This window comes from Bradyrhizobium sp. 14AA (assembly GCF_054185205.1).
Window position 1 is genome coordinate 220,274 of sequence record NZ_JAVAYM010000002.1, and the last position, 12,058, is coordinate 232,331.

Below are 12,058 nucleotides of genomic sequence, written 5' to 3' on the forward strand. Positions count from 1 at the left end.
GCCGGTGGTATTATCGTAGCTTTGGGAAAATGTGCGGAATGGATAGCGAGGCGTTAGCGCCGCTGCGTCACGAGCCGGCCCCACTGAGGAACCAGATCATCGTCGCGCTTCGCGGGGCCATCGAGTCGGGCAATTTGCAACCCGGTCAAAGACTGGTGGATCGTGAGTTGTGCGCGCGGCTCGGTGTCAGCCGGACATCGCTACGCGAGGCGTTGCGTGAGTTGCAGGCGATTGGTGTGTTCGCGAGCGACAACAGGGGACTTTCTGTCGCGGTGCTTACCCCCGACGAGGCGAACAACATCTATGCTATCAGGGGTGTCATAGAGGCTCTTGTTGCCGGCCAGTTCACTGAGAAGGCAACCGACGAGGAGGTTGCGGCGCTCGCTGGTCTGGCTGACAACCTGAAGGCCGCCTACGCCACCGGCTCCGTGCAGGACATAATCCGCAGCAAGCGTGCGCTCTATGATCAGATGTGCCACGGCGCGCGGAATACAATCGCCTTGGACATTATTGACCGTCTAACGTTGCGCACCTCGAGCCTGCGCAGCCAGTCTCTTTCCCGGCCGCAACGCCAGAAGCAGAGCATCGCCGAGATCGACGCGATCGTGACGGCGATCAAGGCGCGAGACCAGAGCGCCGCCGCTGCTGCCGCCGCGGCTCACGTCGCCCACGCAGCGAATTCCGCACTTGACAAGACGGCGCTTTCCTCCCTCGCGACGCCGGAGCAGACGCGCGCCGTTGCCGCTCGTCGAACCAAGGGGATGCAGTCCGCCTAATCGGCAGGAGGAAACGAGCCTCTCCGCCCTAGGGTAGAGAGGTCCTACGATGTGGTTTGACAGGACATGGAGCGTCAAGTGCTAGACGCGCAAAGGCCAAGCGCAAGGACGAACTGGCCGCGGCTGATGCCCGACGAGCGGCCGTCACTCGAGCGGTGCCCCGGCGATCATCGTTTGCCTACGAATTGGAGCTCAAGGGTGAAGCGAAGAAGCTGGTTTCGGCGCATCATCTGACTTGATATACCGAAGTCAAACATCAATGGAGAGCCGGCGCGCCTTCTATTTGAAGACTTGGATCGCGCCCTGTCCAGAGACCGCCCGCTTGGTCATGGATTTGACGAGTGCCGCCCGATAAGCCGCCGTTGCCGCAGGGTCGGCCAGCATGTCCTCAGGATCGATGTCGAGCGGCTCGATCGCGATTTCGGCAAATTCCGCGGTCAGCGCTTGCTCGAGCGCTGCGGGACGAGTGACGCCCGTATTGTAGGCGCCGGTCACCGCGATGCGGACTTCGTCGCCGGTCCGACACACGAAGCTCGCCGCCAGCGCATAGCGTGACGCAAGGTTGCGGAACTTAGCGTATCCGGCCGAGTCCGGGATCGGGAACTCAACACCAGTAACGATCTCGCCGGGCTTACGGCAAGTCTCGTAGAGGCCGATGAAATAATCGTCGCCTGAAACCCGGCGGCGGTCGGTCACGACGGTGGCACCAAGGCTTAGCACCGCGGCCGGATAATCAGCCGCCGGGTCATTGTTGGCGACCGAGCCGCCAATCGTTCCCCGATGTCGGACGTGACGGTCGCCGATCGACCCCGCGAGCCCAGCGAGAACCGGGATTTTCGAACGCACCAACGGAGAGGCGGCGACGTCCGAATGGACCGTACCGCCCCTGACGAGAATTCCCCCTGCGATTTCCTCGATGCCTCTCAACTCGGGAAGTGCCGACAGATCGATGACGTCGGAGGGCTGCGCCAATCGCGCCTTCAGGGTTGGGAGTAGAGTATGGCCGCCCGAGATGTAGCAAGCATCATCGCAAGCATTAAACAGCTGCACCGCCTCCTCGACGTTCCTCGGCCGCCGATATTTGAAGGGATACATGCTCATGCCGCTGAATCCGCGACTGCGGTGCCTCCGTGGACCTGGCGGTGCGCCAACAGGATCGCCTTCACGATATTGTGGTAGCCGGTGCAACGACAGAGATTACCTTCCATCTCCTCGCGCACATGGTGCTCGTCGAGCGGCCCTTCCCACGTGTGGATCAGTTCGGCACCGGCCATGATCTGACCGGGCGTGCAGAAGCCGCACTGGAGACCGTGGCAGGTGCGGAACGCCTCTTGCAATGGATGGAGCGAGCCGTCCTTGCTAGCAAGCCCCTCGATCGTCGTCACTTCGTGCCCTTCCGCCTGCGCCGCGAGAACCGCGCATGACTTGGCCGAGATACCGTCGAGATGGATCGTGCAACAGCCGCACTGCGTCGTGTCGCAGGCGACGTGGGTGCCCGTCAACCCGAGTCCCTCACGCAGATACTCCACGAGCAGGGTGGAATCCTCGACGTCGCGCGAGACCACCTCACCGTTTACAGTCATCGACACCGTAATCATGTCACGCCTTCCTCTTCGGTCAGCTGCCTGGCTTCGGCTCGTTTGGACTTAAGGATCTGGATCGCGGTCCAGATCTTGAGCGGAGTTGCCGGCATCACGATTTCCTCGACGCCAAGCGGCGCAAGCGCATCCTCGACCGCCGACATGATGATCGCTAGCGCAGGTGTGGTCCCGCCCTCGCCGCCGGCCTTCACGCCGAACGGGTTGGTCGGAGAATACACCTCTGCGATCTCGCAGGTGAACGAGGGCAAGTTATCCGAGCGCGGCATGCCATAGTCGGTAAACGAACCGGCCAGAGGCTGGCCGCTGTCGGGATCGATCGGGAACGCCTCCCACATCGCTTGGCCGACGCCCTGCGCGATCCCGCCATGGGTCTGACCGTGAACGATCAGTGGGTTGATGCAGCGGCCGACATCATCGACGGTTGCATAGCGAACGATATCGATGCCGCCCGTCTCCGGATCAATCTCGACCTCGCACATTCCGGCGCCGTTGGGAAAGACCGGCTGGTGCATCTCGTTGTCGCGACGCACGCGCAGACCTTCCGGTGACTGGGCAGCAGCGGCCACTGCGAGTTCCTGCCAGCCCACCTTACGATTGGTCCCGGCCGCACCGAACAGTCCATCGGCAAAGCTTACCTGAGCAGGTTCGACCTCGAGGATCTCGGCAACAATCGCGCTCGCCTTCTCGACTAGATCCTCTGCCGCGAGCGCCATAACTGCCGAGGCGTGCCGCATGGACCTCCCGGAATGCGTGCCACCTCCGGCCGTCACTATGTCGGTATCGCCAAGCGTGATCGTCACATCGTCGAACGGGACGCCTAGCATATCCGCCATAACTTGGGCGAAGCTCGTCTCATGCCCCTGCCCCGCCGGCTGGGTACCGATGATCACCTCAATCCCCTTCTCGGGATGGACGATGATGTCAGCGCGCTCCTTGGGCGAACCGATCGAGCTCTCAACGTAATTAGCGAAACCGATCCCGTAGAGCTTGCCCCGCGCCACCGCCTCGTCGCGACGCGACTGCGCTCCCGTCCAGTCGCCGATCTCCAGCAACCGATCCATGTTTTTCTCATACTCACCACTGTCGTACGGTGAGCCGATTGCGTTTCGATACGGCATCTGGTCGGGTCGCACGAGATTGCGCCGGCGTAGCTCAAGCCTATCGTAACCAAGCTCGCGCGCCGCCTTGTCGATCAGACGCTCGATCGCGAAGCAAACTTCGGGACGCCCGGAGCTCCGATATGCTTGAGTGCACATCGTGTTGGTATAAACCGCTCGCGAACGCAGAGTTGCGGCTGCTATGTCGTAGGATCCCGTGATCAGCCCGGAGCCCTTGGACAATGGCGACAGGGACACGCACCGAGCGCCGACATTGGAGAGATTATCGGCCCGCATCGCGAGAAAGCGGCCGTCGCGATCGAGCGCGAGCTCAACCTTTGAAACGAGATCACGTCCCTGATAATCGGTGAGGAAGGACTCCGAACGCTCGGCGCGAAATTTGACCGGGCGGCCGAGCCTCTTCGAAGCCCACATCACCAGGCCGAATTCGACGTAGGTCCGGTTGCGCGTGCCGAAGTTGCCGCCGACGTCGAACGAGACGACCCTGATCGTTGCAGGTTCAACACCGAACACCTTCGCGATCTCATGCTTTTGGCGAACCGCGCTGCCGCTGCCGGCATATAGCGTATAGCGCTCGGTCTCGACATCCCACCAGGCAAGCGCCGCGCGGGGCTCCAATGGGACGCCCGTGACGCGCGGAATCACCCACGTCGTCTCGACGACGTCGTGCGCCGCATCGAAGGCCGCATTAGTAGCGGCAATGTCTCCGAAGGTGGAGTCGACGAGGACATTGTCCTCCATCGCATCCCATAGCTTGGGAGCATCGGGCTCCGCCGCCTTCCGGCTGTCCGCCACCCAGGGCAGTTCCTCATAGTCTACCAACACCGCCTCGGCGGCGATGTAAGCGAGCTGCCGGGTCTCCGCGACGACCATCGCGATTGCCTCACCAACATACCGCACGCGGTCGGACGGCAGCAAATAATGCTCACCGATATAGATAGGCGCCCCGCCGCGTCCGGTGAGCTTCACGTCGAAATCAGTCGATGGTACGGGATTGTGCGGGATTTCGCCCAGGCCGTCGGCTCGCGCATCGGCGCCGGTGAAGACGCCGAGCACCCCTTCCATCGCCAGCGCTGCCGAGCCATTGATCCCGAGGATGCGCGCGTGGGGATGCGGCGATCGGACGATCGCTGCCCAAGCCTGGTTTGGTAGCGAGAAGTCGTCGGTGAACCGCCCCTTGCCGATGATCAGCCGTTCGTCTTCCTTGCGCTTGAGCGGCTGTCCGACTGCGCGGAGCGACTTGATGATATCCATCTTACGATAAGGCGTCATGCCGGGACGTTCTTCATCCAACGCAGGTCGAGATACTTGTCTACGTCGGTCAGAGGCTCGGCTCCTGAACCATATCGCGTGCGCAGGTCGAGTACTGCGCGCGCCCCATCGCGCAAGATCGCGCCGTTCGGCGTTAGGCCAGAGGTGGGCGACAACAGGCTGCGCATCACCGTTTGGAGCACCTTTGGCTGGATCTCGGGCATGCGCGCAGCGAGGATCGCGGCCGCAGCTTCCCGGTTGGCGGGATCGAGCACCCAGTCGAGGCCACGACGGTAAACGCCGAGGAACGCCGAGAGCAAATCGCCATTGGCTTCGGCCCAGTCGCGGCGCACCGCGATGACCCCGCCTTGGTAGTTCGGGAGGAAGTCGCTGCTGTTCAGTAGCGTCGGAAAGCCATTGGCATTCGCGATGCTGGTGAACGGCTCGATCGTGATCGTGCCGTCGTGAACGCCTTCCTTGACGGACCGCCACCGGTCCGGCGTCGAGCCAACCGGTGCGACCTGATAGTGCTCGGGGGCTACGCCCGAGCACGAGAGCATGTGATAGAGGGCGAAAGCGAAGCCGGTGTTGACCGCATCGACCGCCAAGCTCCGGCCCTCCACGTCCGCCGGCGTCCGAATGTGTGGTGAAACGACGAAGCTGAGCGCGAGTTGGGTGCAGCCCATCACCGCGCGGTAGTCGTGCTGGGTCGGCAGCATCGCCACCCCCTGCTTTTCGCTATAGGCGACGACGTTGTCAAAGGCCGTGAAGGCGACGTCGAACTTGCCGGTGCCGAACTGCTCGAACTGGAAGACGGAGCTGGGTGTCGTCTGGAAATCCAGCTCGATGCCGGCATGATCTAGATAGCCCCGCTCCATTGCCGCGAAGACCGGCAGATTAGGCGCGCCCGGAAAAGCGATGACCGAGAGCTTGCTCACGCTGCGACCTCCATGAGCGAGAGTAGCATCGTGGACACCTCGTCGACCCGCTCGAGGGGCGTGAGATGCGCCGCACCGTCGAGGACCTGCATCGTCGCGCCCGGAATGGCATCGCGCATCGCCTCGGCCATTGCCGCCGGGGTCGCGTAATCCTCCGAGCCCACAAGGATTCGCGTCGGCATTGACATGGCAGTGAGGCCTACGCGCAGGTCCGCCGCGCCGAGCATACGGCAGGTTGCAGCATAGGCGTCGATGTCGTTGGCGAGGAAGATCGAGACCGCCTCATCGAGCACCTCCACGTGGGTCTCGGCGAAGCCCGCAGTGAACCAGCGGCTCTTCTGGAACGGGACGAGGACATCGAGCCCGCCAGCAATCGCCTTTTGTGCGCGGTCCTCCCATTGTTCGGACGCCTTCTCCCCGTACCAAGCCGTCGTGTCGATCAGCCCGAGCGCCTTGGTCAGCTGGGGGTATCGCTGTGCGAAGGCAATCGAAATCGTGCCGCCCATCGAAGCGCCTGCTACCGCGGCGTTCTCCCAGCCGATCGCATCAAAGAGGTCGGCGAGATCGTCGGCGAACTGCTCGACCGTGAATGGTGCACCGATCTTCGAGGACTCGCCGTGGCCGCGACAATCAAAGACGAGCACCTCCCCAGCCTGCTTCAGGCGCTCGGCGACCGGTAGCCAGAAACGATGATCCATCGCCAGCGAGTGCACGAGCGCAATCCGCGCCGGACCGGTTCCTTTAAGAAGCGAATAAGAGATGGCCGCCCCATCGCGGACGACCTCCCTCGCCAAATCCTGTCGGGCGGGCATAGGCGCGATCCTGGTGCTCATTGAAACCTCCTTCGGCACGCCGGGGCGCGCCGCTGAGTTCGCATCCCGAAAGAAAGTTGCTTTGATGCTTTGGTTCACGTCGGACACGCGACTGCTCCGTCAGGCCAGCTTCGACATGTCTATACTACTACCATACTGTAGTACAATACAATACATCGTCCATCGGTCCTAGTCGGACCACGATCAGGGAAGCCGCCGCCAGCCACGCCCTTTCGGCGGCCCGGCGTCGCATTCCTGGGCTTGAGCGCTGCAACAACATCGATCGCGTGGTCTGGAGAACAAAATGCCGCCCGCATGCGATTACCGATCGGCCGGCGGGAGCGGGAGTTCCAGTCTCTATGTCCAATGCTTCGAGGCTTTGGACGGCCGGCGCGCCAGTCGCGACGACTCGTCTTCTGTCCGCTTCCATCACTGCGTGTTCCTCACCAAAGACTAGCTGCAGATGCAGCGGGCCCCTGGCACACCGCCTCTTTCCCTCCCACTGCGGTCGCGCAGCGCAAGAATGGCAGTGCGCTGACCGAAGGGCACGATTTGGGGACTTATTACCGAGCCTGCGCCGAGACCATAATCACGGCAATGCTGGACGTGATCGCGGCCGAACGGCAGCAATCATGAGAGCGATTGGATTGTTGGTGTTGACGGCAAGCAAATCGCAGTGACGCCTGACCGCATCGTGATCGCTCTAACTGCACGATAGGCCTAGTCGGATTTAGCCAACCGCATCTATGGGCTGCTTCGCGCTATTATCTCGGACGACGTGTCGCGATTGAGGCTCATGACCTTTCCACAAAGCCGCGCGATTCCGCCGGGCAGGGACGAAAAGCTAGTCGTGGAAATACACCGACGCCATCACCGCATCGAGCGCGGCGAATTCGGGCCCGTCTCGACAGGATGGCCGACGCCGCCTGAATTGCCGGCGCTACTTCATCTGCAATTTCCCTAGAATGTCTCCTAGACACACTTCCCGCCTGCCTTGCTATCTCCTTAGGGCCCAATCAAGGCGGCCGCATACAAAAGGGAATAGGCGATGAGCAAAAGGGTCATGTTCACTCGGGCCGCAACATGAAACGGCATTCGGGCCGCCGAACGTCGGACCCGCAAACGGCGGCCGCCCCGTCGGCAGAAGCCCTGCGATTCAAACAAGCTATTAAGCCGCCCGTACGTTTGCCATGAAGCGATCGAGTTCGGCGCGCAGGCGCGTGCTTTCGGCCGAGAGCGTCTTGGCCGAGTTGAGCACCCTTTGTGAGGCCGTGCCAGTCTCGGCTGCACCCTGATCGACCTGCCCGATGTCGGTGGCCGCAGTCTGGGTTCCGTGCGCCACGTTTTGGACGCTACGCGCGATCCGCTGGGTGGCGGCGCCCTGCTGCTCCACCGCGCTCGCAATCGAGGTCGCAATGGCAGATATCTGGCCGATGGTATCGCCAATCTCCTTGATCGCTTCGACCGAGTCGGCTGTCGCGCCCTGTATGCCCGCGATGTGCGAGGAGATCTCGTCTGTGGCTTTCGCGGTCTGGCTCGCCAGGGATTTCACTTCGCTTGCGACCACCGCAAAGCCTCGCCCCGCTTCTCCCGCGCGGGCCGCCTCAATGGTGGCATTAAGTGCCAAGAGGTTGGTCTGCGCCGCGATGGCGGTGATCAGCCTCACGACCTCACCGATTTGCTGGGCGGCGTGCGACAGATCGCCGATGCGGCTGTCGGTCTCCCTCGCCTGCAACACCGCGGCTTCCGCGATACGGCTGGAGGCGCGGACCTGGCGGCCGATCTCCTCTATGGAAGCTGAGAGCTCTTCAGTTGAGGTCGCGACCGACTGAATGTTGGAGGACGCCCGTTCGGAGACGCACGCGACTTGGCTCGACAGTGTCTGCGTGGTCTCCGCCGTCCGCGTCAGGGTTGAGGCTGCGGATTCCAGCTGCACGGCGGAAGCTGAGACGTTAGAGACGATGGTGCCAACCGCACTTTCGAAAACATCGGCGAAGCGGATCAACTCGACCCGCCGTGCCGTGCTGGCTTCCCTGTTCTGCGCTTCGATCGCAGCCGCATCACGCTCGGCCTTAGCGAGCGCCTGCAGCTTGAATTGCTCCACGGCCTCAGCCATCTCGCCCAGTTCATCCTCGCGCCCCAATCCCGGTAGCACCACGTCGAAATTGCCCAATGCCAGTCCCCGCATCGCCTTGCACATCGCGACCATCGGACGGGAGATGCCGGTGCCGAGTAGGAAGGCGAGCACGGTGCCAAGCACCGTGCCGCCAGCAGCCAACATCAGGATCAAATGCTCGGTTTGGCCGATTGTGCCTTCCGACTCAGCCTCCAGCCGCTGCTGCTCGGAGACGAGATCCGACTTTATGGCGGTCGCCCCCTCCATGATAGCGCCAGCCGAGCCGCTCATCTCGGTCGTCAGCGCGTCGAGCAGCTTGGCATTGGCAATGAGTTTCTCGAGCGCCTCGCGATAAGCCGCAAGCAGCACTTTAGCATCCTTCAGGCCGGAGACGATCCTGCCGTCAATCGAATAGATCGCGCCCAGCGACTCCTCGACGAATTTCAGCCGCGCCAGCGCGCTCGAGGCCGCCGACTGATTGGAGTTGAGGACGAAGTTGCCCGCAGCCGCGCTAGCGGTTTGAAAGTGGGTGTTAGTTTGCTTGATGCCGATTTCGATCGATTGCGCCTCGCCATCGGAGGCGCTGTCGGCGATGCTGTCGAGTTTGAATTTCAGAAGATTGGCATTCCGGGATAGTTGGTTCTGCGCGATGAGCGTGCTTTCGCGCTTGGCCGCCAAGATCCTGCCAAACGTCGTGGTGAAATCGGTAAATTCCTTGGCGAGGTTATCGAGACTGTCCAAGCGCGCCGGGTTCTTGACGTGCTTGATCGCATGATCGATCGTATTCTTCAGGCTGACCTCGGCATCTAGGGCCGCTTTTGCATCGTCGTCCGTGCCCGCTACGAGGAAATAGCGGACAGTTGACCGGTAAGCGAGCAACTCGCGATCGATGTTGCGGGCACGATCCGCTTCCGAGACGCTATTGCGATAAGAGCCAACGACAGACGACACGTGCTCGAAGCCAAGATAGGCGAAAGTCATGTTAACCGCCGAGATGATGAGAACCACGGCAAAGCCTAGAATAATCTTTGCTCGAAACTTAAGGGTTGGAATCACTGCGCGCTTGAACGGCGCCACCATCAGCTCGGACATCCCACCACCTCAATTTTGAACAGCCGTAAGCGTGAGGCGCCTCGCCTCGCGCAATGTGCAAACTGGGGCAGAATCGATAAGCGGCAGTAAAGAGCTGTATGCGAACTGTATCACTTGGTACGAAATCGACTACAATTTCTTCCAGCTCGTCCTCGCCACCATTGCCTTCTAAGTTTCCTGTCACTCTTGCCAAGTTGATGGTCGTCGTTCCTCGGCGAGTGCAAGCGAGCTTTGGTGCAGGGCCGGAGAGTAGCCGCGCGGGCCTTCACGGAGTCAGCATCACAGGCTCCAAGACGGCGACACAAAGCTATGCTGTTGTGTATGGGCGATCTGATTTCAGCAGGCCTCTTAACTCCCTAGTCGCCGTCGGCTTGGCGATACCTACCCCATTCGTCCCTCGAGCAACTCCGGTGTTGGGAGCGCACTTTTGGTCGAGCATCGGGTAGGCGAGGTCAGCTATGAAGGTTAGAAGGCATGCGACATGTTCGGTATCGTACACTAGTGACACAAATCGATCACGCCTTGCTTACTGCTCGCCTCTGTCTGTCCGCTTCCGCGCAGAGTTTGCGCACCGACTGAGCAATAATCTGTCAACGTGGTGACGCGAGCGGCGGAATGATCCGCACCGCGACGTCCATAGCACCGTGTTTCACTGGGCGTTCGAGGAAAGATTGATTGGGGACGAAAGTGGCTTGCTCTTGTTCGACAATGCGCTGCCACTTTTGAGGTTGAACAACTCGGAGACGTTTCATGAAGATGGTGAAGAACCTTTTGTTGGGTTCGGCTGCAGTGATGATTGCCGCGAGCGGCGCACAGGCTGCCGATCTGCCGGTCAAGGCTAAGGCAGTCGAATATGTGAAGATCTGCTCGCTGTATGGTGCCGGTTTCTACTACATCCCAGGCACTGACACCTGCATCAAGCTGGGTGGCTATCTCCGCGCAGAAGTCGCGCTGGGCACCAACTCTGATTTCCTTCCCAATCAAAACGTCAGCTCGCAAGGCGCCAACGGTGCGTTCAACCGTCTGACCAACTACTACACGATGCGCGCTCGTGAGGATCTCAACATCGACACGCGCACCGCGACCGAATATGGCGTGGTCCGCACGTTTTTCGACGGCGTCTTTACATGGACGACTGGTAACTATGTCGGCTCTAACAGCGGCAGCGGCGCGACCGCCTACAGCGGCACGCTCGTCGCCGGCACGAACCCGTTCAGCGGTGCCACTACCCTCTACGGCTCGGGCTCGGGCTCGGTGAACGGCACCGACGGCAACGTCAACGCTGGATCGCTCGGCGTGTACTACGCTTTCATTCAATTCGCCGGCTTCACGATGGGTAAGGCGCTCTCGCAGTTCGATGCTCCTTGGACCGGTTATCCGGGCAACATCTTCGATGGTCTCGTCGGTGGCGGCAACGCGGTGACCGGTGTAAATCAGTTCGCTTATACCGCCGACTTCGGTCAGGGCGTGACGGCTTCGTTCTCGGCTGAGGACGCGACGCAGTACTTCCAGGCTGGTAACCTGAACCTGAGCGGTGCATCGGCGTACGGTCTATTCACCGGCAGCGTTGCCAACACCGGCAACATCGGCGGCTCGCGTTCGCCGAACCTCGTCGGTATGGTCCGTGTCGACCAGGCTTGGGGTCTGTTCCAGGCGTCGGTGGCTGCGCATGATAACCACGTCGCTTACTACGGCGCGACTGAGACGACCGGTCACCCCGCCGACAAGTGGGGTTGGGCAGTCCAGCTCGCTCTGTCGATCAAGAACATCCCGACCGGGGCCGGTGACACGATCAACGTGCAGGCCGTCTATACGGATGGCGCGACCCGCTACAACTTCACGCCCCTTGGGGGCAGCACATTCGCTATGTTCGGCAGCTCGAACATCGCCTACCAGAGCATCGGCTTCGCTTCGGCTCCTGACACCGTCTTCGTTACGGGCGGCTCGCAGGAAAGCGTGAAGACCTGGGGCTTCCGTGGTGCGTACACCCATAACTGGGATCCCTACTGGAACACCGCGGTGTATGGTGCTTACGCGGCTGCTCAGCTCCCCGGGATTGCCAAGACTACGGTTTGTGGCGCTGCAGTCTTCGGCGCGATCGCGTCGCCCGGCTCCACCTGTAACCCGGACTTCAACATCGGTCAGGCTGGCATCGTCACCCGCTGGACTCCTGTGAAGAACCTGACCTTCTCAGCCGACTTGGCTTGGACCCATCTCGACCAGAAGTACTCCGGTACGATCACCCCTCCAGCTCTGCTCGCCGTTCCAGCCAAGCCGGTCGCCGCGTACGAGTTGAAGGATCAGAACTCAGTTGTTCTGCTCCTTCGCGCCCAGCGCAACTGGTAATGCTTCTT

General features: G+C 61.5%; 8 protein-coding genes. 2 read left to right on the top strand and 6 right to left on the bottom strand.

What is annotated here, in order from left to right:
• Positions 1-38: 38 nt before the first annotated feature.
• Positions 39-776: a GntR family transcriptional regulator gene (locus RAD15_RS06095; RefSeq protein ID WP_458175423.1), complete on the top strand. Its 738-nt coding sequence runs from the start codon at positions 39-41 to the stop codon at positions 774-776.
• A 279-nt stretch (positions 777-1,055) separates the two neighbouring features.
• Here the strand turns inward: RAD15_RS06095 and RAD15_RS06100 are convergent, their stop codons facing one another.
• The 6 genes from RAD15_RS06100 to RAD15_RS06125 all read right to left on the bottom strand — a co-directional run bounded on the left by RAD15_RS06100 (position 1,056) and on the right by RAD15_RS06125 (position 9,704).
• Positions 1,056-1,877 (bottom strand): FAD binding domain-containing protein, encoded by an 822-nt coding sequence (locus RAD15_RS06100; RefSeq protein ID WP_458175424.1) that lies wholly within the window; start codon positions 1,875-1,877, stop codon positions 1,056-1,058.
• On the bottom strand, positions 1,874-2,374 hold the full coding sequence (locus RAD15_RS06105) for a (2Fe-2S)-binding protein (RefSeq protein WP_458175426.1): 501 nt from the start codon (positions 2,372-2,374) through the stop codon (positions 1,874-1,876). The genes RAD15_RS06100 and RAD15_RS06105 overlap by 4 nt, the downstream gene beginning before the upstream one ends.
• Entirely contained in the window at positions 2,371-4,767 is a 2,397-nt protein-coding gene (locus RAD15_RS06110) for a xanthine dehydrogenase family protein molybdopterin-binding subunit (protein ID WP_458175428.1), read from the bottom strand. The genes RAD15_RS06105 and RAD15_RS06110 overlap by 4 nt, the downstream gene beginning before the upstream one ends.
• Positions 4,764-5,684 (bottom strand): ABC transporter substrate-binding protein, encoded by a 921-nt coding sequence (locus tag RAD15_RS06115; RefSeq protein WP_458175430.1) that lies wholly within the window; start codon positions 5,682-5,684, stop codon positions 4,764-4,766. Before RAD15_RS06115 ends, RAD15_RS06110 begins: the two co-directional genes overlap by 4 nt.
• On the bottom strand, positions 5,681-6,604 hold the full coding sequence (locus tag RAD15_RS06120; protein WP_458175432.1) for an alpha/beta fold hydrolase: 924 nt from the start codon (positions 6,602-6,604) through the stop codon (positions 5,681-5,683). The genes RAD15_RS06115 and RAD15_RS06120 overlap by 4 nt, the downstream gene beginning before the upstream one ends.
• 1,060 nt (positions 6,605-7,664) lie before the next feature.
• Positions 7,665-9,704 carry a methyl-accepting chemotaxis protein gene (locus RAD15_RS06125; protein WP_458175434.1) on the bottom strand — a complete coding sequence of 680 codons (2,040 nt, stop codon included), beginning with the start codon at positions 9,702-9,704 and terminating at the stop codon, positions 7,665-7,667.
• Between the two features lie 750 nt (positions 9,705-10,454).
• On the opposite strand from RAD15_RS06125, the gene RAD15_RS06130 reads away from it, so the two are divergent.
• Complete coding sequence (locus RAD15_RS06130; RefSeq protein ID WP_458175436.1) at positions 10,455-12,050, top strand: porin; 1,596 nt, start codon at positions 10,455-10,457, stop codon at positions 12,048-12,050.
• Positions 12,051-12,058 lie beyond the last annotated feature (8 nt).